Genomic DNA, 22,114 nt, shown 5'->3' with positions numbered 1-22,114 from the left:
ATTGATCACAAGAGAAGATCACATCGTGGCTGTGTCTCTTGTTCAGAGACTGCGGTTCACTCTGCCCGTATGCAAACCAAAAGCTTCCTGGGCACAATCTTGGTAGTACCAGCGACAGCCATCGAGCAGGGAACGGACCCAAGAAGGCGCATTCTCGTCATCGAGGTAGCCACTGTATTTGCGCTCTCTCTCCTGCTTTTCTTCTACGGTCTTGGCAGCTTCGGGCTGGTTGGTGCGGACGAGCCGCGCTATGCGCAGGTAGCGCGCGAGATGCTGCACAACAACGACTTCGTTACGCCTACGCTGCATGGGAGTCCCTGGTTGGAGAAGCCCGCACTCTATTATTGGCGTGCAGCCGCGGCTTTTCGAACATTCGGCGACAAGGATTGGGCAGCCCGCTTACCCTCCGCGACTTTCGCGGCTGCACTTGTCATCATTATTTACTTCCACATGCGGCGCTTCCGTCCGGGAGCGCAGTTTGGCGCCGCGCTCATCACAGCCACATCCGCTGCAGTGATTGGCTTTTCCCGCGGGGCTTCTACCGACATGCAATTGGCCGCGCCATTTGCCTTCGCCATGCTCGGATGGTATGCCTGGTTCGAAACGGGAAAGAAATTCTGGCTCTTTGATCTCTATTTCTTTCTCGCTGTTGGCACGCTTGCAAAAGGACCGGTAGCGCCGGGTCTCGCATTCTTTATCGTGCTGATTTTTGCGATTGTGCGGCGCGATTTGAAACTGGTTTGGAAGATGGTGTGGTTGCCCGGAGTGCTGATCTACTCCGTCATTGTGCTGCCCTGGTACATCGCCGTGCAAATGGCGAACAAAGACTTCTTCAAAGTCTTTTTCCTCGAACACAACCTCGAGCGCTTCGCCACCGACCTTTTCCAGCACAAGCAGCCATTCTGGTTTTACCTTCCCGTTCTGATCCTCTCGTTAATGCCCTGGACCGTCTACGCGATCGCAGCTCTCAGCTCTGCCGCAAAGCAAACTTGGCGGGACTGGCGCAGCTCTTTTCCAGGGCGCGTGCGAGAAAGCGAGCAGATAGGAGATTCCTTTCCGGAATTTCTTGTGATTTGGGCCCTGTTCCCGATCCTCTTCTTTTCATTCTCACAGTCAAAGCTGCCGGGTTACATACTGCCGTCAATCCCGCCATGTACGATTCTCACCGCCGACTATCTTCAGCGCAGGAAACGGGCAGCCATGCGCACTGGTTTGCTCTTTGGACACTCTCTGATTACCGCAGTCCTGACAGCGGCCGTGCTCCTGGTCCCACACGTTGTCCTTGAACCTAAGACGATGCCGCCGAAGGCGGCGCTTGGCTATGCAGGCGTCACTGGAGCCGCGGTTTTTTGTTTCATCTTCGTCCTAGTGCGACGCCGAGGAGCGCGAATGCTGTTATGGACCACGATAGTCCCGGTAGCCTTTGGAATCTTCTTTCTGCTGCATTATGCGGGACGCATTCTCGGCGAGGCATACTCCAGCCGGCAGGTTGCAGATTACGTAAAACAGATCGAACATGATAATCTCCACACCCAAATCCGGCCGGTGGCGGTCCTGGATACGCGGCGCGAAGTAGAGTATGGGCTCGGCTTTTATCTCGACCAGCGCATCGAACGTTACGAGCGTGGCGAGATTCCAACCGTTGGTCATATCCTAGTTGCCCGTGCAGGAGAGCACGCCACAATCGAGAAACTCATCGGGCCAAATCGCTCGGTCGTTTCGTTCGGCTCTCCATTTCCGGGTAAGGCGAATCCGCAGCATTTGGAGGTGCTCTGGGTTTCGTCAAGTGGATCAATCTCAAGGTAAGCTGAGTGGTTACGGCTGCACGTTGTGGTTCCTGCACCGGAAATCACTTTCCGCGCAGGCACGGCTACTCTTAGACTCTGGTTCCCGACTCTTGCCGGTCTGCGTTTGCCCAGATGGCAGGATTTGCGAAGTTGCTCAGGAGTGGGATTTTGTCTTTAAGACAAGGCAGAAGCGCAGCTGCTGTAAGACGAGTCCACGAAGTTGTGGACTGTTTGCCCGTGGAAATTATCGATCTTCGACATTTCGGTGCCGCCGAGTTGCGCCCTCTGCTGATGGAGGAAGCTCGGCTCTGGTCGGAGCGCATGAACTGGGACTACCAGAGCTCGGCGGAGATGATTCTTCGTTACCTCGATTCCAAAATTCTTCCCGGGTATGCCGCTGTCGACGACGGCAAAGTCGTAGGGTATTCATTTTTCGTTTACGAGGGCAGCAAGGGTGTGGTTGGCGATATGTTCGCGGCAGCCCATTCGCAGCCCGATCTCAGCGAGCGGCTGCTGAACCATGTCACTGAGACGCTGCAGAATTCTCCCGGCATTCACCGAATCGAAGCCCAGTTGCTGTTGCACGATACGGGTTCCACGGTGGCTCCGTTCGTGCATCGAGGCTTTCGGCGTTTTTCCCGCCTATTTATGGCGCTTCCGCTGCGGCCTACGCCTGAATTCCGAGTACCCGGGCTTCGAGGCATCACACTGCGTCCCTGGGCTGAGCAGGACTTCCAGGCAGGTGCGAACGTCATCATGCAAGCCTACGCCGGTCATGTGGACTCCGAAATCAACGATCAGTACCGAAGCATCGCCGGCTCGCTGCGCTTCCTGAACAACATCATCCGTTTCCCCGGCTGCGGGACCTTCGATCCAGCATCATCGCTCACGGCGGTACATACATCCTCTCGTTCCATTATAGGAATGCTGTTGTGCTCGCGCGTGCGAGACGATGTTGGACACGTAACCCAGGTTTGCGTTCTGCCCGAATATCGCGGCCAGGGACTCGCCCGTGCGATGATGGCTTCATGCCTGCGTAGTCTTCTGGAGCGCAAGTTTGCCGAGCTGTCTTTGACCGTCACCGCGGCGAACCACCATGCGATCGCGCTTTACGAGCGCCTGGGTTTTCATACGCGCAGGATATTCGATGCTTTTGTCTGGGAAGGGTAACTGACGCCGCATTGCCTTACCCTCATCCACTCCTCCTGGGCCATCGTGGTGCATCCAGGTACGCGCGTGAGAACACTGTTGAGGCCTTCAATCTGGCGCTCGCTCACGGCTGCGACGGCTTCGAGTTTGACATTCGATATACGCGCGATTGCCGTCCCGTCATCTGTCACAATCCGTTGTATCGCCGCAGACGTATTGAGAAACATCTGCTCTCCGAATTTTCCTTACCTTGTGCCGACGAGGTGATCCGCAACTTTGCCGGCCGCGCCTTTCTTGATATTGAGCTGAAAGTCTGTGGAGAAGTCGGCGCAATTCTGAACGAGCTACGCTCTGCCAACCGGAAACGATTTGTGATTTCGTCGTTCTTGCCCGATGTGTTGCGTGGAGTTCACGCCTCCGCAGCGGATACTCCCCTTGGAATCATTTGCGAAAATGCGCGTCAACTCCGGCATTGGCCATCGCTACCCATTGGCACAGTCATCATTGAGAGGAAGCTTGCGACGAAGACTCTGGTGCAAGAGCTTTGTTCCGCAGGTAAGCAGATTTTTGTATGGACGGTAAACCGGCAGAAGGAGATGCTGCGGCTGGCCGAGCTCGGAGTCGACGGCCTGATTTCCGATGACACGTTGCTGCTAGGGCGCACGTTCCACGAAAAGTGACTCTCCGCTCCAGGTCGTAGCCGGTGGATGGAGGAAGCGGCGTCGTTCTTGTTCGAAACTTTCAAGCTCAGCTCGCTTTTGTACTTCACTCCATCCCAAAACAGAACCGATCCTTTGGCCGGCGATTCGAGCGCAATCATCGTTCCAGCAAGCTCCCAGCGCGAGGGGAACGCGACGCAGCAGAATGTCCGACAGCGTGACAGCCGACTCGCGTTGCACGGCCTCGAGTGCCTCGGCCACGATGTGCTCTGAGTGAGCGCACAACGGTCGACGTAGCGCGTCATCCTGGGCCGCCGCGCGGGCAATCGACTCCGCCCGCTGCCCATGCCATTCCACAATTGCCGAGGCGGTGCAAGCAGAAATGTTTCCGGCTTGGGCTACGGTTCGTTCCCATTTCTTCACCGCTTGGTCGAGGACCACCCCGGATCCCACCGCAAACGCCTGGGCGTGGGCGTAGTGAATTTTTACTCCCATCCTGCGCGCGCAGTGGCGCGCGAGAGAAGCTGCGGTTGTGAGTTTGCCCCCGATGACGGTAATCAGCCCGGCAACTCCATCTTCGATGTGATCGTGCAGGATATGACGCCGCGAAATTGCAGACAGTGACTCACGCGGACTATAAGGCAACGGCCTCACGCCAGCGTACGAGTAACGAATGTCACCTGCGTCGATTCCGCATCGCGGAAACAGCATGCGCAGCGTGGTCAGCAGATATTCGATCTCTTTCGGCGATGGTTCGACGTGATCCGGCTTCTCCTCCTGAGGAACCTCCGTAGTGCCTACAAGAATCTGTCCAGCCCAGGGAATTACGAATACAGTGCGTCCATCGGCCGCCTCGCAATATATGGCTTCTGCAGGAGCGCCGCTGAAGACGGGGATGACAATGTGCGAGCCGCGAATCCCGCCAATTAGCTGGCGCTCATCGAGCTGCGAAGATTTCAGGATTTCGTCTGCCCAAGGTCCGGTGGCATTTATGATCCAGTCGGCAGTAATTTCCGTCTCTTCCGACGTGATCAAGTCACGCAGGCGTACTCCACGCGCTTTGCCCTCGCGCGTGAGAATTTCGAGCGCTTGGGTGTAGTTTCGGACTACGGCTCCAGCCGCTGCGGCTTCAGCCAGCCATTCTGCTACGAGTCTCTCAGGGTATTCGCATTGTGCATCTTCGTAAGGGAAGAGGCTCAGGCGCAAACCCTGATCGAGAGTCGATTCCAATGCTGCCAGGCTCGAGCTTCCCTTGGTGCCGCGTGTTTGTGCCGCGCGGCTGTATAACCATATGCCCATCCGGATTGCTAGAGCGCTCCGCCTGATTCCGTGCGTGGGCAATGCCAGAACGAAGTCCAGCGGACGAACCAGATGCGGATAGTCCCGAAGCAGGCGTTCCCGTTCTCGCAGGGACTCGCGTACCATGCCAATTTCACCATGCTCGAGATACCGAAGTCCGCCATGGATGATGCGCGTTGCCCGGCTAGTAGTCCCGCTGGCAAAATCAGCCTTCTCCACCAGCAGCACGCGCCGTCCGGCAAGCGCGCACACCCGTGCAATGGCCACGCCATTAATGCCGCCTCCGATGATGGCGATTTCAAAGTTAGAGCCTCGCAGACTCGGGCGGGCTGGACGCGAATAGGACATGCTATATAGATGCAGAGTAGTTGGGACGGCTCACGGAATCAATGCCGCGCTATCAGCGGCAAAAGAATCCGTCTCATTACTCAACATCAGCGGTAGGCGGGAGGCGAATTATGGCGAAAAAGAGCGACTTTGAACCCGGTGATGGTCCATTTCGATTCCGCGTAAAACTCGAAGGAGCAGACAACATGGAGGTCGCCGCCATGCGTCCGCCATTTGATGTACCTGCGGTGTTCGGCACGAAGGCTCGCGTTCCCGTGCGGGGAACCGTGAATGGATATCAATTTCGTAGTTCGCTTTGCAACATGGGCCATGGCTACTTCATGGTTGTAAACAAGCAAATGCGTGCAGGAGCCAAATGCAAAGCTGGCGACGTTGTCGAAGTAGTGCTTCAGCGCGATCGGGAGGAGCGCGTAGTCGAAGTTCCTGCCGAGATCAGCAAGGTCATCACATCCGATAAGACTGCTGAAAAGACCTGGGATTCGCTCTCGTATACTCACCAGAAGGAATGGGTTCGAGCCATCGGCGACGCCAAGCGTGATGAGACCAAACAGGCGCGGATCAAGAAGATGATGGAGGCTATGAAAGCCGGCAAACGCCTCGGATTCTAAATCAGCATTGCGAACACATTGATTACGTGGTTCCGCTCCCCCGACCGGCACCCGGCAAGCTACTGACTTACACTCCAGGCCGCGAATGATGCTTCGTCCACTTTGAACGTTTAACTGGGCTGACTTGACGGCATTGTTCCAGCAACGAACTGCCCGACCGGGCGGGTGAGACGGCGGCTAACAGCACGTAGCCAGCCTTAAGGCAACTCTCGCCAAATCGTGTAAAAGCAACCAGTTTCAGCCAGAAATTCAGGCAAAATTTCGTTCCCCACGATCCAGCTTCTAGAACCAAACTCATTACCATCAGCAACTTACGAATCAAATCGCATGGAACGAAAGTTGCTGAACTAAGGTGCAGGGCGCAATTCGCCCAGGAGTTTTCCAGTCATGCACGAAGAAGAAACACCACAAGTAGAGAAAGAACCAGAGTTTGAAGAAACCCAGGAGTTTGAGACCGCCTCGTCGGGCGTTCGTTTCGGGGTGTTAGCCGTAGTCCTTCTGGCGTTCGTCGGGCTGTTCGGATATTCGATTCACGAGCGCAATCTGGCCCGACAGCTCGCTGGTCAGAACGACCAAGCGTCCGCGGCATTGAAAGAGACTCGCTCGCAGATTGATGCGCTAAACACCAAGCTCGATTCCCTTGTCGCAGCACGCCAGCCCGCGGTCGCTCCGCAAGCTACGCCTGTCGTTCAATCCCATGCCATCGCTCGGCACAGCAAGCCTGACCCGCGCTGGAGGAAATTGCAAAACCAGCTCAATGCCCAAGGGAAAGCAATCGAAGAGAACCGTACTAACCTTGACTCCACTCGCCAGGAATTGTCGTCAGCGCGTACCGAACTTCAAGGTTCGATCGCCAGGACGCATGACGACCTCGTCGTTTTGCAGCGCAAGGGCGAGCGCAACTATTACGAATTTGATATCGACAAGTCGAAGCAGTTCTCGCACACCGGGCCAGTTGGCATTAGCCTCCGCAAGGCCAATATCAAGCATCAGTACGCCGATTTGGAATTAATGCTCGACGATCTGAAGATGTCGAAAAAGCACCTGAATCTCTATGAGCCGGCAATGTTCTACCCTGGGGACGAAGAACGCCCTCTAGAGCTGGTGATTCAACGGATTAGTAAGGATCACATCCATGGCTACATCAGCGCGCCAAAGTACCGCAATTCGGAATTGACCGCCGCCTCCAGCGACTCGGCTGCGGCGCCTGCCACGACGGCGCAGGATACAACTGGAGCTCCGCAGTTGCAGCCTCGGCACCGCTGAAAAGATTCTGTTAGATGTTAAAAAGGCACGGCTAAGCCGTGCCTTTGCGGTAGAAGGAATAAGGAGAGCAGCCAAAAGCTAGCTCGACGCATTTCCAGCCGGAACCAACGCTTGCTTATACCACGCCACAGTGCGGCTCAGACCCTCTTCGAAGCCCACCGTTGGTTCGTACCCCATGGCGGCTTTCGCCAGTGAGATATCGGCAAGCGAATGCTTCACGTCGCCTGCACGAGGCGGTGCGTACTTTGGCTGACCGTTGTACCCGATAATCGCCGCCAGAATGCGGAAGGTCTCGTTCAGCGAGAAACGAGTTGCCGTAGCCACGTTGAATACACGCCCACTTACCTTCTCTGCGGGCGCGTTGCACGCCAGCAGATTTGCGTTTACAGCGTTCTCGACATAGGTGAAATCGCGGCTCTGTTCGCCGTCGCCGAAGATGGTGCACGGCTTGTCAGCGAGCATCTGCGTAATGAACTTGGCCAGGACACCGGAATATTGTGAAGTCGGATCCTGATACGGTCCAAAGATGTTGAAGTAGCGGAGCGAGACAGTTTCAACTCCGTATACGCGGTAAAACGAGTTGAGATACAACTCTCCAGTCAGCTTTTGCACGGCGTAGGGTGACATTGGATTGGGAAGCATTGCCTCGTGCTTGGGCAGAGTGGGAGTATCTCCATACGCAGACGAAGACGCAGCATAAACCACGCGTCTTACCCTTGCCTCGCGTGCGGCCATCAGCACATTGAGAGTTCCATTGATGTTCGCATTGTGACTGGAAACTGGATCTTCCACCGATCGGGGGACAGACGGAATCGCGGCCTGATGCAGAACGTAATCGACTCCGCGAAAGAACTCGGCTAGGCCTCGCGTATCGAGAAGATCGAGTTCGCGAAACTCAATCTTCTCTTTCAAACCCGCCAGGTTTTCACGCTTGCCAGTTTCAAAGTTGTCGAAGCCACGAATGGCTTCTCCACGACGCACGAGTTCTCGCGCAATATTGGAGCCGATAAAGCCGGCAACGCCAGTGATTAAATAAACAGCCATGAAGTTATCAAGAGCACTCCCGCTGACCTAAGCAGACTCAGGGAGGGCACGGATTTGATCCGCCGTCCTCGCGGCACGATCAAACGTGCCGCTTCCGAATGTAAGGGCCAACACAATCGATTCTAGTACTCGCTGCGAATTCCAAGAATGCGGAAGTCTGAGAGAAAGCTTTTCACCACGTACACTACGCGGTTGTTGCTTTGGGGATCAGGAGGACGAAGAAAGAATCCGGAGTGTGCAACAAAGGGTAGGGAATTATGGACGATTCCCTCTGTCACCTCGCCATCCTTGAATTTAAGCTTGATCCAGAGCCCTTCGATCTGGGGATTGCGTTCGAAGAACTTTACTTCAACGTAGTCAGTCCGACCCTCCAGCGTCTTCACAAAGAAGAGCGCTTTGGTATTTTGCAGCTCAATGACCTGGCGACCGCCGCCGGTATCCAGTGCGACAACCGAAGGCAGAGTCTGTCCTATGAGTCCGGCAGAGAGAGGATCGAACGACTCTGAATTGCGAAGGACACCCTTAACCAGCGATCCATCGGCTAAATGCGCAACAACCTTCAGTTCGTCCCGTTCTGGCATACGCAGAACAGCTTACCGCAATCCGGTGCGTGGCTCCGATAGGCGAGAAGATCCCGGAGGGACAATTTGATATTGCTTAATTTTGTACAAGAGAGCCTTGTAGCTGATGTTCAGGCGGGCAGCAGCCAGTTTGCGATTCCAATTGGTGGCAAGCAGAGCCTGCTCGATGGCGCGAAGCTCGGCTTCATCCTTGAGACTGCGAACCAGGGACTTTAGTCCGCCTTCTGGAGCGGCCACAATTCCGCCATTCAATGAGGCTTCGGCCGAACCGTTCCCCTGACCCTTTCCCTTCGCCTCAAGTTCCGAAATGGCCATCTCTTCGTCCTGAAGCACCAGATAGCGCTTCACGAAGTTACCAAGCTCGCGCAGGTTGCCGGGCCAGTGATACAGCATGCAAGCCCGCACCAGGCGCTCGGAGTAGCTCAGGGGGGCGTTCGCGTAACGCTCCGATAAGCGGTTCATGAAGTGCTTCAGCAATAGGGGAATCTCTTCGCGGCGTTCGCGCAGCGGGGGAATATGCATGGTGAACGCGTTCAGGCGATAGTACAGATCCTCGCGCAGGGTCTTGTTGGCGATCGCTTCTTCGATGTTGATGTTCGTGGCGGCCAGAACGCGGACGTCGACGGTTACGTTCGAACGGCTACCGAGGCGCGAAAAAGATCCGTCCTGCAGCACATGAAGCAGCTTCGCCTGCAGCGCAGTCGTCATTTCGCCGATTTCATCGAGCAGAATCGTCCCTTTGTTGCACTGCTCAAACTTTCCCGGCTTGGAACGCTGAGCACCGGTGAAGGCACCAGCCTCATATCCGAATAACTCGCTTTCGAGCAGTTCGGCCGGCAGCGCTGCGCAATTTACTTTGAGCAGCGGACGGTGGGCGCGGATCGACATTTTATGAATCAACCGCGCAAGAATTTCTTTTCCCACTCCGCTCTCACCGAGAAGCAATACAGGAACATCGACTTTCGCGACCAGGGAGACTTGCGCGCGAATTTGCTTCATCTGCGGGCTGGCTGCGAGGAAGAAGAGATCGTCCTCCAGACTCTCGATTTGGACGTCGTCTGAGACGCTGTAGCGCTGTATGTCCGCAGCGACTTTGGCCGGTTTTTCAGGCTCAAGGCAGCGCTTCAGGACGGCATCGAGTTCTGACTTGTAAAAAGGCTTAGTAACATAGTCGAGCGCACCCAGCTTGATCGCCTGTACAACTGTGCTGGTGTCACTCACGCAAGAGAGAACAACGATCTTTTGCTCTGGACGAATCTTTTTGCATTCCTCGATGGTTTGCAGGCCATTCATGCTCGGCATAGCCATGTCGAGCAAAATCAGACTGGGATTGAGTCCCTCCTGCACGCGCTTAATGGCCTCGAAGCCGCTTCCGGCCGTCTCCACCGAGTAGTTATCCACTTCGAGCAGGGTCTTCGTATAACGAAGCATGCTGGGTTCGTCATCAACGATCAGAATGGTGGCGTTTGCGCTCATGACTTACTCTTTGGTCCTCATTGGCAGCAGCACGCAGAATGTACTCCCGTGACCGTGCTCGCTCTCTACCCAGATTTTTCCTGCGTGCGCTTCTACCAGGCGACGTGCGATCGCCAACCCAAGTCCCATACCGTGTGAATCGGAGGTCTGCTGCAATCTCAAAAACTCGTTGAATATTTCCTGATGGAATTCAGGAGGGATTCCCGGCCCGCTATCTGTGACGCACATTCGAATCGCATTGGGCTGATGATCAGCTTCAGCGCGCCGCTCGTTGGCAAACGGCAGCATCTGGCGATACGTCCGTCGCTCCCACAGATAGGTGCTGGTGCTGACGCGAATCTTGCCACCGACGGGAGTGAACTTCACGGCATTATCGATCAGGTTCGAGATGACGTGCTGCAGTTTCAGCGGATCAAACAGCAGCTGCCGAAGATTGCTTTCCGGACGGAACTCCCAGCGGAGTTTCTTCTGTTCGAAGCGGTTCGACCAGTGCTCCAGGACTTCAGCGATGCATTCGTTTACGTCCCCCAGCTCTTTTGCAATTCGGATCTTGCCTGATTCCAATGCGCTGAAGGCCAGAAAATCCTGAACGAAGCGCTGCAAGCGCAAACCGCTTTGCTTCATCTCTTCGAGAACTTTTCGTTGTTGCTCATTCAGAGGACCGAGCAACTGCCCTAAAAGCAGGTCAGTATAGCCGGTCATCACAGAAAGCGGTGTTTTCAGTTCGTGGGCTGCAGATGCTAGCGCTATGGTGCGCCGGAAAATATCCTGCTTCAGCGAATCTTCAATCTCGAGTCGAGTGGCAGACGAGATTGTACTTGCGACCGCCTGACCAGGGGAACTAGACACGCTTTTCTCCGTTTCCGGCACGAACTGCGGCCGGGAACTGCTAAATTGTTACCGAAACAGGGGATTCTTAAGGCTGATGGAGGAGTTTTCGCCTCGAAGTGATTCCGCTCGGCCAACCGAATGGCTTACGATATCGCAATATTTTGCAATTCTCAAGATAAGCTTTGCGGGATGTCGTACCGAAGTTACTGAAAGCAAACCTATAGTAACCGAGTACCATTACCTCTCTGGGCCTTTAACCCAAAGCCTGAAATCAAGTTTTGATTCGAGCAGAACTAGGCTTCGCCGAGATTCGAGGCCGCCTGGGCGAGAAAATCGTAGCTGTGAATGGCCGCAGCGATGCCGATCTTTCCAGTTTCCGGGTCGTTCTGAACCCTTACCACTTTGCCCTTGCAGGAAACCTGAATGGCAGCGGTCCGCGTGAGTTCTGGAGGCAGGGTCATGGTGAATTCAATTTCGGCTTCGGGACGAATCTCGCAATTCACGTAAAAAAACACGCCACTTGCGCTCACATCACGAGTCTTGGCGTGCACGGTAGCGTCGGATCCGGGAAGCCGAAGCCAAACCGGCATCTCTAGCGGAAACCTTGGGAGCACTCGTTTCTCATCCACGGGCAAGATTCCTGCGTTCCTAAGATTTACTGTTCCACGCTCGGGGCCATCAGCTCTGTCCAACATAAGGCCTGACAACGGGTCCGGAATATGACCGAAACATCAGGAAAAATCTTACTCGCTGTGTCCGCGAGACTAAAGCGATGCACATCGCCCGGCTGGCGTTTTTGAGGTAATTGCAGTTTGTTAACCATCTTGAGATGGGGCATAACTAGCTAGCCCTTTAGGCACTTCCGAGGATTTTTAACAGTTTCCACCGCACTGCAAGTGAAAACTTGTGCATACCAAATGGAAACCCATGTAGACAAGAATTCCATTGTTTTGCGTGGCCCTTCGGATTCTTAATTTTATTAGATACAAAAATAACGGGATTACGCGCCCAAGAACCCGCTTTCATCTGGTGGTAATCCATTATAGGGTCCACTTGCTGGTTTTTCCGCTGTTCAAAAGTTTAGATTAGGGAAATCGGCAGATTGCCCACTCTTCAGCAACTTGCCGGTGGAAAAAATCACTTCCGCTTCTGCAAATGTTTTCACGAGAGATTTTCAGTCATCACTGGAAATACCTAACAGCAGCGAACAAATTGATCATCGGTTGATTGGCCTATGAGTCCTGTAATGGATTGATCAATCGAGGTTTGTACATCTGAGTTCCGAGTTTTCCACAGTCTCCATTGAAGAATCTGAGTGTTGGTTGCGAATGTGCACAGGAGTGCACTGATAGTAGAACTCGTTTTTCGAATGTGACGCCTTCCGGAGCTTAGCCATTGAGCGCAACCGCCCTAGCGAGTAACGGTCACGGCCTTTTGCCGGCAGGAATTCCGCCCGAAACGGTGGTCTTCGGAACTACAGACCGCATGCAAATGCTGCAGCACAAGCTGCGTGTCGTCGCGGGCGCAAATGTCCCGATTCTGATCACGGGCGAAAATGGCACTGGCAAAGAAGTACTGGCCCGGATGATTCACCAGCAATCGCCATGGAGCGATGGCCCCTTCGTCAAGGTTAACTGCCCAGCGATCCCCGGTACCCTGCTAGAGAGCGAGTTGTTTGGATACGAGCGCGGATCCTTCACTGGCGCCCTTAAATCGAAGCCCGGCCGTGTAGAAATGGCCCACCGTGGCACGCTCTTTCTGGACGAAATCGGCGAAATGGAGCTGGCAATGCAGGCCAAACTCCTCCAGCTTCTGCAAGACGGCCAATTCTGTCGCATCGGCGCGCAGGAGGATGTGAAGGTAGAAGTTCGCGTGATTTGTGCGACGAACCGTGATCTGGCTGAGGAGATCGCGGCCGGGCGATTCCGCCAGGATCTCTACTACCGCATCAACGTAGTCCAAATCCAGGCGCCGGCGCTGCGACATCGTGTGCGCGACATTCCTACGCTCACCAGCTACTTTCTGGACTTTTACGGAGACAAGTTTTCGGTTCGGGCGAAGCCTTTTTCAGACGCACTGATGGCGATGCTGCAACGCTATGAGTGGCCGGGAAATATCCGTCAACTGGAAAACCTGATAAAGCGGTACGTCGTTCTGGGCAGTGAAGAAGCGATTACTTCAGAATTGGTTTCGCGCGGAGGTGGAAACTGCTTTGATCCGCTGATTCCATTGGACGGCAAGATTTCCTTGAAAAAAGCGACGCGCGACGCGATATGCGAACTGGAGCGCCGCATCATTCTCAAAGTCCTGCAGATGCACAATTGGAACCGAAAAAAAGCCGCGAAGGCGATGAGCATCAGCTATCGCGCGCTGCTTTATAAGATTCAGGAAACCGGAATTGCTCCCAGGCGCACCAAGCTAACAGATCGGCTCAGTGAAAGCGGAAACAACGGAATGATCAATTAGATCGGCAGCTGTGCATTGCTCATTGCAGAAGCATCCGAGAATTTCAACTGCGTTCCGATATAAATTCAAAGTACAAAAGCAAGGCATTTCTCGATTGAGTTGATCGAATGCTGCCCAAAACCTGCAAATTCTTTCGAAACGCAGCGAAAAATCAGAGAGCTCTAGGGATTCTCCGCGACTGAACGCAACAGAACACTATCGTCGTTCAGTGCGGGATGCAAAAAGGTAACAGAGAACCTACAGGGAATTCTTCTGACCGACCAGCTGTTTCTCCACAGCCCGTGCAACCAGCGCATACGAGTAAAATCCCGGTGATGAGTCGCCTCAAGACGCTGGCACTTGCCATTCTGCTGTTGCCATTCATGGCCTGTACCGAGGGCAAACCTCCACAAGCGCAGGACTGGTCCACGGCAACTGGTGCTGAAGCCTACGAACGGCTATGGTGGAAGGCGATTCAGAACGGAGACTTCAAAAGTGCAGAATGGCGATTAGCGTCGATGTACACGCTTACAACTTCTGCTGGTATCAAGGACCGCCAACAGGCGATGCAATATTTTCAGAGCCTGGGCGTCACCAGAGTTGACCTGGGCGAGCTGGAGATAAAGCCGCACGGGGTTGACATGGTGGTCACCTATCTCGCAACGGTGCAGACGAAATCGTCCGCGATGCCACAGCGTTTTTATATGACTACGGTGTGGCAAGAAGACAAAAAAGGCTGGATGGCGATAACCCACAGCGAAGTCCCAGCTACCTGATGAGTCCTAAACCCGCGCCAAAAACAAGAGGCACGGCAGCCTGACTTTGCCGTGCCTCGATTGGCGCTGGTTTAAAACCGCGTCTTGCTAGTTCTTGTCGTCCTCGTCTTTATCGTTGTTGAACCTGCGATCGGCGGCATTTGCGTCGGTGTCATCGGTGCACTGCAGCGTATATCCATCCCAAGGGAAGATATTGGCACTGGTTACGCGTCCGTTAACAACCGTGACCTGCAGGTTGGACAAAAACTCGAAGTTGTGAGATCCCTTATCCACCCAGATTGATTCAAACGGGATCTCATACACTCCAACTCCCGGATCCACCTGAGCGTTGGCATGCAGGAATGCCTTCACGGGCTGCCCGATGCTATCGAGTCCCTTAGCCAGGAAGCGAATGTGAATCGTGGCATGGTCCTTGTTTTCGCGGTAGCGAGCCACGTTAGTGCCGTCGACGAAGAAGACACCGTGATCGGCCGTGGGGCAGGGATTCATCATCCCGACCGTGCCGGGAAAGGTCGAAACCTGACTTCTGTGGTTCTTCTCTTTTTCCTGGCCGTTTGCGGCTGTTAGCGTCCCGCATAGGGACAGCACCAACCCGCAGGCCAGAGCAATAAAGTGGCGCTTTGTGCTTGGCATCATTTCCCTCCGTCTCGGCGGGGACTTCCGAGCACGAGAAAATCATGCCATAAGCAAACGCCGTTCGAGCCAGCCCGCAGACACGAAGGTCACATGGGTGATCGTTCCTTTGGTACAAACGAGTTGCCAATGTTCCCTTAATGGGAGAGGGACCAAGCATGTCGTTCGTACGAATCGTACATGGCCTTTGGTAACCTGCCGGCCAAAGCGATCAGCGTCCTGGCAAGGGATCGAGCTCAACTGGTTGACTCGCGATCCCGCTCATTTTTGCGGGCGCTCCCGGTGCACGTCCCTCATTCGAATGAATACGTGATACGCGAGACCATCCCACGTGTTGTGGATGCCAATGAAAAGCAACAGCAGCGCCGCGGCTCCAACCCCAAACAGCGCCTCGCGTAAGTGCAAGCGAACTACGAAGGGAGAGGCCGCAAGAATTCCATAGGTACCTAGTGGCAGAAGAACATGAAAGAGCCAGTCTTCGAATTCAGGCCGGTATGCGTTCTGTCTCCGCATACGGCGAGCGACGATCAGCGCATAGACGATTCCGCCGAATCCCATCAAGCCGCAAAGAGCTGACACTGAGGCTATGGTTTGCCAGGGAGCGCGCAGTAGCGCCGCGATAAACAAAACGACGCTGAAATGAACGATCGTTGGTGTCGCGAAAGCCGCACCTGCTTCCGGCGCAGCCGCACTTGGCTTGTCGGCGATGAGCGTCATGACTACGAACTGCAATCCGATCAAAGCGCCGGAGGCGGAGCCGACAATTACATAGAAGCTATCCCACTTTGCGAGCTCTTGCACGATGGATTATTTTTTCAACCTTTCAAACCTGTACGCCAGCTCCGGGCCTTGATCTCCCTCGTACGCGAGCTGGGCAACAAGCAGCGCAAAAGGCTCGGTATATCGTGCGATTCGAAGTGGACCGCAATCCACCGGCTCAAAACCGACGTCATCGATCAGTCTGACGGCGACATCTTTTGCGCGTCGCTGGTCGCCGCAATACACCAGACCAGGCCGCGACTTCCTGCGCTTAGCTTCGAATACACCGAAGAGCACCTCGCTGGGAATCGTGTTGAAGGCGCACACCACATGCGCTTTCGGAACCCGCTTCGCAAGCTCTTCCGCACCTGAGGACGTATTTGCGATGAGAAGTTTCGTGTTCTCCTCATCCATAGGCAAGGAGCAGGTCACGATTACCTTGCCTGACAAGTCGCCCGCCTGCTTCAGCACATCGTTGATTCGAGACCAATGCACTGCCAGCAATACAGCGTCTGCTTCCTTCGCGGCTGCATGTGGTGTACCGGCCCTTGCATTCCGTCCGGCGTCGCGCGCGAGGCGCTTGAGCTTCTGCTCGCTACGCGCATAGCTGAACACAACTTCGTGTCCAGCTCGCGAGAAGATAGTGCCAAGCTTTCCGCCCATCAGTCCCGCACCGAGAATGCCAATTCGCATGCAGCCTGCTTAGCGACCGACCAATTTTTGCAGCTCTTCCGGATAGCGAGCGCCTTGTACCGGGATCTTTAACGCAGCCGCCTCGAGTTGGCGGAGATCGTCGGACGAAAGCTGCACGTTAACGGCTCCGAGGTTCTCTTCCAAGCGATGCAGCTTGGTCGTGCCCGGGATCGGCACGATCCACGGCTTCTGCGCAAGCAGCCAGGCGAGCGCAATCTGAGCGGGTGTTGCCTTCTTCTCTTGTGCGAACCTGTCAAGCAGGTCCACGACCACTTGATTCGCTTTGCGGTTCTCTGGCGTAAAGCGAGGGACGACATTGCGGAAATCGCTCTTGTCGAATTTCGTGTCTTCGCTGATTTTGCCGGTGAGGAATCCTTTGCCGAGAGGACTGAATGGAACGAAGCCGATTCCGAGTTCCTCGAGTGTCGGAATCACCTCCACCTCGGGCTCTCTCCACCACAGTGAATATTCGCTCTGAAGCGCCGCGACGGGCTGAACTGCATGCGCACGACGGATGGTCCTCACTCCTGCTTCGGAAAGTCCAAAATGCTTGACCTTTCCTTGCCGGATCAAGTCCTTCACCGCTCCTGCGACGTCTTCGATCGGCACATCCGGATCAACGCGGTGTTGATAAAACAGATCGATGACATCAGTCTTCAGCCGCTTGAGCGAGGCCTCGGCGACTTCCTTGATGTGCTCCGGCCGGCTATCCAGACCAGCCTGCTTCCCGTTTTCGATCTTGAATCCGAACTTGCTAGCGATCACAACCTTGCTTCGGACAGGAGCAAGCGCTTCTCCTACGAGTTCCTCGTTCGTGAATGGGCCATAGACCTCGGCAGTGTCGAAGAATGTGACTCCACGTTCGACAGCCGCCCGGATTAACGTGATTCCCGTTTGTTTATCGACCGCCGGACCAAGGCCGAAGCTTATCCCCATGCAGCCGAGGCCGAGTGCCGATACTTCCAGATTGCTTTTTCCAAGCTTGCGCTTTTGCATTGCTTCTCCTTTCGCGCCACTCACAAATGAAGATTACGATGCTGCCCTTGCGCAATGTTTCTCGCGCTAACGAGCGGGTGATGTTCCTTCGCGGAGATTTCGTGATCTACGGTTTCGGCCGACTTGGGTCGGTGCGTCACTAGAATACTGGATAGAAGACTTGCTGCGGAAGACGGGACTCGGCACCGCGTATTGGAAATCCCAGTAAGATTGGCCTCATCATTGACTCCGAAAAGGGTGATCTCGGTAGAAGCCGATTTTCCCAGTAAGACTGGCAAGTTTTCCGGAGTTTACGTCGCCGAACGTAGCCGGAATTTAGCCCTTTATACCGTGACGCCTGCCAGAAGTAAACCAGGCCAACCCGGCTTCTGGTCTATTGGTCGATCCATGCTCGCCGTTTCCCGTACTGGGAGCGCCGACCAGCGATATCTCCGATTTGCCAGTGACTCGGACAAGAATTTCGTATCAAGCTCACCAGTCACCACCGTCGTGAGAGCTGCCATACTCCAAAGCAATTTTGGCGCACTGTCGGTGCTCGCAAGCCGGGGCCAACCTGATCAAGTTCTTGACGACTTCCCTTGGACGGCAAAAAAGCCCCACTCCCATGGGGCTTTAATGATCTGGCTTTCGAATCAATTACCGCAGGGTGAGACGTTTCTCCAGTTCGGAACGATGTCGCTCTCGGTCTGCACGCCGTTGTCTCCGTATGTCAGAGTGATCATACGGTTGGCAATTTCGTCGCAGGCTGAGCCCTTCTCCACATAGTTCCAGGAGCCCAGCGTGTATTTGTACTGGAGCTGCACGCCCTCGTTGCCTGTGAGCGTAATTGTCCAGTGCGTGCTGTCGACCTTCGTCAGCTGAGTCGCGCCCGGATCCCACATCGGCAAATTGCCATCGAGCAGGTTCAGCGTTCCGGCAATATGCACCGTGGCGTTTGTGCTCGTGGGAACAGTGACGTTAAACGTGATCGCTACCTTGCGCTGCTTGGCCGTAGCATTGACCTCGTTCGAGGGTCCGGAGCGGTTGTAGTACAGATCGATGGCACGCACGACGTAGAAGTAGGTCGTGCCGGAGAGTACGTTACTGTCGGTGTAGGTGGTTGCGGTTGTAGTGGCAATAATCGAATATGGGCCACCAGCTTGCGATCCGCGGAGCACTTCGTATCCGTACAGGTTGGGATCGCCTGTAACGGCACTCCACAACAGCGAGACGGTCTTCGGGCTGGCGCCAGTGACCTGCAGGTTTTGCGGAGCCGAAGGCGGATTGACGTTCGGGCCCGGATTGACGGTGAGCTTGCCCGGATTGGGCGGCAGTCCGCTAACGGGACCATTAAGATCGGCGTAGAGCCAGTCGCGGCCGTGGGTAGTGGAGTAACGATAGAGATAGTCGTAGCTTCCGACCGTGGTGGGCAGAAGGTTGCCGACGAACTCATCGTTGTTGCCGACATTGGTGTTGAAAGTTGAATCGACCCAGGTCCAAGCAGAATTTCCTGCAGGGTTGCTGCCCGTAGGACCGAAACCGACCTGTGCCATCAATCCGGGAGCAGCCCCGGGCTGATTCGTCACGCCATCAATCCAGACCTGACCATAAATACTCGGAGTGCGATTGACAGAGCTGATCGTCTCCGTGATGGACGGAGGCCACTGCAAGTTCGCCCAACCGATGACCAGGTGCGGGATGGCGTTGACCTCGTTGGAGTAGAGGCTTTCGTTTCCATCGGCATCAATAGTGGTGACGACGAAGTAATAAGTTTGGGCATTGGTGAGGCCCGTGGCCGTGAAGGTAGTCCTGGTCACAAGAGAGGTGTTCGCCCGCGTGTAACCGCCGCCGCTGACGGGACTCGCGTACACGTTGTAGCTGGCCGCGTGCGCCGTGCCAGTCCACGACAGTGACACTTGGTTTGACAATTCCTTCTGCACTGCCAGATTCGTAGGCGCATCAGGCGGCTTCAGATTCACCTGTCCGGTAGCAAACAGGATGGCGCTTTCGGGACCGAGTGTCGCCTGGAGCACACCACCGCTGGTGATCGCCATGGAGTCGGGATTCTGCACAGTGAAGATGCTTTGGAAGGTCAGGTTGTCCCGCAGGTACCCGGCAACCGGAACATTAACAATCTGCACATTCGGGCTGCGGTTGACGATCAATACCGCGGCCTGATGTTCCGTTTTGCGGCCAAATGCCACAGCGTCGTTGCTGTCATCGGCGAGCAAACCGCGGAAGTCGCCATGGCGTAGGACCGTTTCGTGTTTTCGGGCTTCGATCAGCTCGTGGTAGAAGAAACCCATTTGGAAGTCCGGCGCTCCGCCAACATCGGGCCAGGGAAAGGTGCGCCGGTCATCGGGATCGTCGTTACCGGTAACGCCCGCTTCATCGCCATAGTAGATAGTTGGAGCGCCCGGCACGGAGAACTGAATGGTGGCCGCAATCTGCTGCCGCCGCTTGCCCTCGGCAAGATTGGCAGGGTTGAATTCTTTATCATTGCGGTTGTCGGCACCGGGCGTCAAAACCCAGAGCAAACGTGCCGTATCGTGACTGTCGAGCAGGTTCATCATCGAGAAGTACGCGGCATCGGCATAGTCCTCGCGGATGGACTGGAGGCGCGACAAGAACTCGGAAGGCTTCAACTTGCGACCGCTGTCGGCGAAGCCCTTGGGGTCGAATGTCTGCGGCGCAAGGAAGCCGATTACAGCATCGCGTAGGCGGTAGTTCATGGTTGCGTCAGCGCGATCGCCGCGCAGGAAGCGCAGGAGTGTGCTGTCCTTCTGCCAGAGTTCACCGATGATCAACGCGTCGGGCTTGGTGGACTTCACCACTTTGCGGAAAGTCTCCCAATACCCATTTGGGAATGAACCGTCACCCATGACGTCTAGACGCCAGCCTGAAGCGCCCTGCTTCAGCCAGGAACGGCTGATGCTGTTGTGGTCAGTCAGAAAGTAGGACTGAACTGACGGCAATGACTTCGTTATGACCGGCAGACTGTCAAATCCGGCCCATCCGTTGTAGAAGGTGTCGCTGCCCCCGGGAGTGGAAGGCACGCAGGGCGACGGTTCGCCCGGCCCCGGAGGCCTAAACGTAAACCACGGACGCAAAGGGGAAGTGGCGTCTTCGCAGGCGCCGGATACCGCAAACTGACGATAACGATCGAAGAACGGGCTGTCGGACGAGAGGTGGTTGAATACGCCATCCAGAATGATGCGTATATTTTCGTCGCTGGCGCGATCAACGAGCCTCGCCCATTCTTTGCTGGTACCGAAGTACGGGTTGATTTTCGAGTAGTCGCGCGTGTCGTATCCGTGATTCGACGATGAGGAGAAGATGGGATTGAAGTAAATGGTGTTTACACCCAACCACTCGAGGTAATCGAACGATTGCTCAATGCCGTTAAGATCACCTCCGAAGTAGTCGCGTCCGCGCGGCTGCTCGATGGTGCCGGTGTTCATAGGCGTGTTAAAGCGCCACGGGCAGTTGCTGGTGGCATCGCTGTAGAGGTGGCAGTAGCCTTCGGGCAGTGCCCCCCACTGTTGCGCGATTACCGGATCCTCGTAACGGATGTCACCGGTCTTGGGATCGTTCTGCCTGTTTCCGTTGCGAAAGCGGTCAGGGAAGATCTGATAGATAACGGCATTCTTCGCCCACGGGGCACTGGTGAACTTGGGATCGTAGTACATCAGCGCGTAGCTGTTGTCGATGGCGTCGGCACTCGCGGCGCCGAGGCCGCCGTCGAGAGCTGGCGTGTTGTCTTCGTAGTATGCGTTGGCGGTGCCGTCGCTGATGATGAACCGGTACCAGAAATTGTTTGGCGTTTTCGAATTGACAGTTGTCTCCCAGAAATCACACGTGTTGTCGCCGAGGCCACTTTGGTAGCAAGGCACGCCAGCCGCAACAATCTGCATTGGAATAACGTTTTCGGCTCCGGCGTTGAGGTCGTACCAGCGGAGAGTCACATCCGTGACGTCATCGTGGTAAGTGCGGAAGCGAAGCTTAACCGGCGTGTTGACCGGAACAGCGCCGCCGGGCGAACGGTAAAGCGTATCGCGAGAGTCATGGCGAAGACCGTCCCATTCGACGTTGCTGTCGTGCGCCGGGGAGGCGCCGATGATGCTCAGGAGGTGAGTCGCTGGGTTGTAGGAGAACGTGACATTCGCGCTTGTGCTTAGAACCCTGAACGGGATGTTGTCCCCGCCGGGAGTGCCGTTCTGCCCATAGTTCTCGCTCCAACTGCCATTAATTGCGACTTTGCATTGGTAAGTTCCCTGCGGAATATTGGCGGTGAAGCTGTAAGTGCCAGTACCGCCTGGATCTTCCATCCAGGAACGGAAGCAGGCCGGATCCCAATTGCCGGAGCACCCGATGGTTATTTGATAGTCGCCGGGAACAGTAGCGATGACGCTGTTGTGATTATCGGTGATCCAGTGAGACTTGTTGTCGTAGTAGAACGATACCGTCGCCTGAGCAGGCAGGCTCAGTGGAATGTTGTTGCCGCCGGTGTTGAGGCCGTAGCTGACGTTCCAGTTCCCGTCGAGGGCGGCTTTGTAGTTGTAGCTTCCCGCTGGAATGGAAAAGGCGCCCTTCCAAATATCACTGTATCTGTCGTAGCTCAGCAATGTGTTGGAGCAAGACGGATCCCAGTTGTTGGCGCAACCCTGCGATTGTTGCAGGTCGCCGGCAATGGTGACAGAGGTGACCCCCATTTGGGCGATTGCGCAATGGGCAGTAAAAAGAAGACTGAAAAAGAGTGCAAAACGCTTCATATCGGCCCCACAC

The 22,114-nt window shown here is 55.3% G+C and carries 18 protein-coding genes; 7 read left to right on the top strand and 11 right to left on the bottom strand.

Annotated features, from left to right (window positions below; genetic code table 11):
- Positions 1-69: 69 nt before the first annotated feature.
- The 3 genes from DMG62_10770 to DMG62_10760 all read left to right on the top strand — a co-directional run bounded on the left by DMG62_10770 (position 70) and on the right by DMG62_10760 (position 3,616).
- Positions 70-1,806, top strand: a complete 1,737-nt coding sequence (locus DMG62_10770; GenBank protein ID PYY22961.1) for a dolichyl-phosphate-mannose--protein mannosyltransferase — start codon at positions 70-72, stop codon at positions 1,804-1,806.
- A gap of 218 nt (positions 1,807-2,024) precedes the next feature.
- A complete protein-coding gene (locus DMG62_10765; GenBank protein ID PYY22960.1) occupies positions 2,025-2,957 on the top strand; it encodes a GNAT family N-acetyltransferase in 933 nt (310 codons plus the stop codon).
- Positions 2,958-2,968: 11 nt separating this feature from the next.
- Complete coding sequence (locus DMG62_10760; GenBank protein ID PYY22959.1) at positions 2,969-3,616, top strand: hypothetical protein; 648 nt, start codon at positions 2,969-2,971, stop codon at positions 3,614-3,616.
- Here the strand turns inward: DMG62_10760 and DMG62_10755 are convergent.
- On the bottom strand, positions 3,590-5,242 hold the full coding sequence (locus tag DMG62_10755; GenBank protein ID PYY22958.1) for a hypothetical protein: 1,653 nt from the start codon (positions 5,240-5,242) through the stop codon (positions 3,590-3,592). The two genes, DMG62_10760 and DMG62_10755, sit on opposite strands and share 27 nt — an antisense overlap.
- A gap of 41 nt (positions 5,243-5,283) precedes the next feature.
- On the opposite strand from DMG62_10755, the gene DMG62_10750 reads away from it, so the two are divergent.
- Complete coding sequence (locus tag DMG62_10750) at positions 5,284-5,850, top strand: hypothetical protein (protein ID PYY22957.1); 567 nt, start codon at positions 5,284-5,286, stop codon at positions 5,848-5,850.
- A gap of 387 nt (positions 5,851-6,237) precedes the next feature.
- Positions 6,238-7,116, top strand: coding sequence for a hypothetical protein (locus DMG62_10745; protein ID PYY22956.1), 879 nt, complete (start codon positions 6,238-6,240; stop codon positions 7,114-7,116).
- Positions 7,117-7,194: 78 nt separating this feature from the next.
- Here the strand turns inward: DMG62_10745 and DMG62_10740 are convergent, their stop codons facing one another.
- From DMG62_10740 to DMG62_10720, 5 genes are all read right to left on the bottom strand, one after another.
- Positions 7,195-8,160 carry an LPS biosynthesis protein WbpP gene (locus tag DMG62_10740; protein PYY22955.1) on the bottom strand — a complete coding sequence of 322 codons (966 nt, stop codon included), beginning with the start codon at positions 8,158-8,160 and terminating at the stop codon, positions 7,195-7,197.
- 122 nt (positions 8,161-8,282) lie between these two features.
- Positions 8,283-8,741: a hypothetical protein gene (locus DMG62_10735; GenBank protein ID PYY22954.1), complete on the bottom strand. Its 459-nt coding sequence runs from the start codon at positions 8,739-8,741 to the stop codon at positions 8,283-8,285.
- A 12-nt stretch (positions 8,742-8,753) separates the two neighbouring features.
- Positions 8,754-10,217 (bottom strand): sigma-54-dependent Fis family transcriptional regulator, encoded by a 1,464-nt coding sequence (locus DMG62_10730; protein PYY22953.1) that lies wholly within the window; start codon positions 10,215-10,217, stop codon positions 8,754-8,756.
- 3 nt (positions 10,218-10,220) lie between these two features.
- Positions 10,221-11,066: a hypothetical protein gene (locus tag DMG62_10725; protein ID PYY22952.1), complete on the bottom strand. Its 846-nt coding sequence runs from the start codon at positions 11,064-11,066 to the stop codon at positions 10,221-10,223.
- Positions 11,067-11,341: 275 nt separating this feature from the next.
- Entirely contained in the window at positions 11,342-11,743 is a 402-nt protein-coding gene (locus DMG62_10720) for a hypothetical protein (protein ID PYY22951.1), read from the bottom strand.
- Between the two features lie 739 nt (positions 11,744-12,482).
- On the opposite strand from DMG62_10720, the gene DMG62_10715 reads away from it, so the two are divergent.
- Positions 12,483-13,514: a sigma-54-dependent Fis family transcriptional regulator gene (locus DMG62_10715; protein PYY22950.1), complete on the top strand. Its 1,032-nt coding sequence runs from the start codon at positions 12,483-12,485 to the stop codon at positions 13,512-13,514.
- A gap of 215 nt (positions 13,515-13,729) precedes the next feature.
- Positions 13,730-14,269 (top strand): hypothetical protein, encoded by a 540-nt coding sequence (locus tag DMG62_10710; protein ID PYY22949.1) that lies wholly within the window; start codon positions 13,730-13,732, stop codon positions 14,267-14,269.
- Between the two features lie 87 nt (positions 14,270-14,356).
- Here DMG62_10710 and DMG62_10705 read toward each other — a convergent pair whose 3' ends face one another.
- The 5 genes from DMG62_10705 to DMG62_10685 all read right to left on the bottom strand — a co-directional run bounded on the left by DMG62_10705 (position 14,357) and on the right by DMG62_10685 (position 22,101).
- Positions 14,357-14,902, bottom strand: coding sequence for a hypothetical protein (locus DMG62_10705; GenBank protein ID PYY22948.1), 546 nt, complete (start codon positions 14,900-14,902; stop codon positions 14,357-14,359).
- A 261-nt stretch (positions 14,903-15,163) separates the two neighbouring features.
- Positions 15,164-15,703, bottom strand: a complete 540-nt coding sequence (locus DMG62_10700) for a hypothetical protein (GenBank protein ID PYY22947.1) — start codon at positions 15,701-15,703, stop codon at positions 15,164-15,166.
- Positions 15,704-15,709: 6 nt separating this feature from the next.
- Positions 15,710-16,354, bottom strand: coding sequence for a transmembrane reductase oxidoreductase (locus tag DMG62_10695; GenBank protein ID PYY22946.1), 645 nt, complete (start codon positions 16,352-16,354; stop codon positions 15,710-15,712).
- Between the two features lie 9 nt (positions 16,355-16,363).
- Positions 16,364-17,350, bottom strand: coding sequence for an aldo/keto reductase (locus DMG62_10690; GenBank protein ID PYY22945.1), 987 nt, complete (start codon positions 17,348-17,350; stop codon positions 16,364-16,366).
- Positions 17,351-17,982: 632 nt separating this feature from the next.
- Positions 17,983-22,101: an alpha-amylase gene (locus tag DMG62_10685; protein ID PYY22944.1), complete on the bottom strand. Its 4,119-nt coding sequence runs from the start codon at positions 22,099-22,101 to the stop codon at positions 17,983-17,985.
- Positions 22,102-22,114 lie beyond the last annotated feature (13 nt).

Source organism: Acidobacteriota bacterium (assembly GCA_003225175.1).
Lineage (GTDB): Bacteria > Acidobacteriota > Terriglobia > Terriglobales > Acidobacteriaceae > Gp1-AA112.
The sequence above is the reverse complement of the archived record's forward strand: the minus strand, read 5'-3'. Positions and strand labels throughout refer to the sequence as shown.

Coding starts and splice junctions, on each gene's coding strand:
- DMG62_10770 (PYY22961.1), top strand. CDS start 70: ATGCAAACCAAAAGCTTCCTGGGCACAATCTTGGTAGTACCAGCGACA.
- DMG62_10755 (PYY22958.1), bottom strand. CDS start 5,242: ATGTCCTATTCGCGTCCAGCCCGCCCGAGTCTGCGAGGCTCTAACTTT.
- DMG62_10750 (PYY22957.1), top strand. CDS start 5,284: ATGCCGCGCTATCAGCGGCAAAAGAATCCGTCTCATTACTCAACATCA.
- DMG62_10745 (PYY22956.1), top strand. CDS start 6,238: ATGCACGAAGAAGAAACACCACAAGTAGAGAAAGAACCAGAGTTTGAA.
- DMG62_10740 (PYY22955.1), bottom strand. CDS start 8,160: ATGGCTGTTTATTTAATCACTGGCGTTGCCGGCTTTATCGGCTCCAAT.
- DMG62_10735 (PYY22954.1), bottom strand. CDS start 8,741: ATGCCAGAACGGGACGAACTGAAGGTTGTTGCGCATTTAGCCGATGGA.
- DMG62_10730 (PYY22953.1), bottom strand. CDS start 10,217: ATGAGCGCAAACGCCACCATTCTGATCGTTGATGACGAACCCAGCATG.
- DMG62_10720 (PYY22951.1), bottom strand. CDS start 11,743: ATGTTGGACAGAGCTGATGGCCCCGAGCGTGGAACAGTAAATCTTAGG.
- DMG62_10710 (PYY22949.1), top strand. CDS start 13,730: ATGCAAAAAGGTAACAGAGAACCTACAGGGAATTCTTCTGACCGACCA.
- DMG62_10705 (PYY22948.1), bottom strand. CDS start 14,902: ATGCCAAGCACAAAGCGCCACTTTATTGCTCTGGCCTGCGGGTTGGTG.
- DMG62_10695 (PYY22946.1), bottom strand. CDS start 16,354: ATGCGAATTGGCATTCTCGGTGCGGGACTGATGGGCGGAAAGCTTGGC.
- DMG62_10690 (PYY22945.1), bottom strand. CDS start 17,350: ATGCAAAAGCGCAAGCTTGGAAAAAGCAATCTGGAAGTATCGGCACTC.
- DMG62_10685 (PYY22944.1), bottom strand. CDS start 22,101: ATGAAGCGTTTTGCACTCTTTTTCAGTCTTCTTTTTACTGCCCATTGC.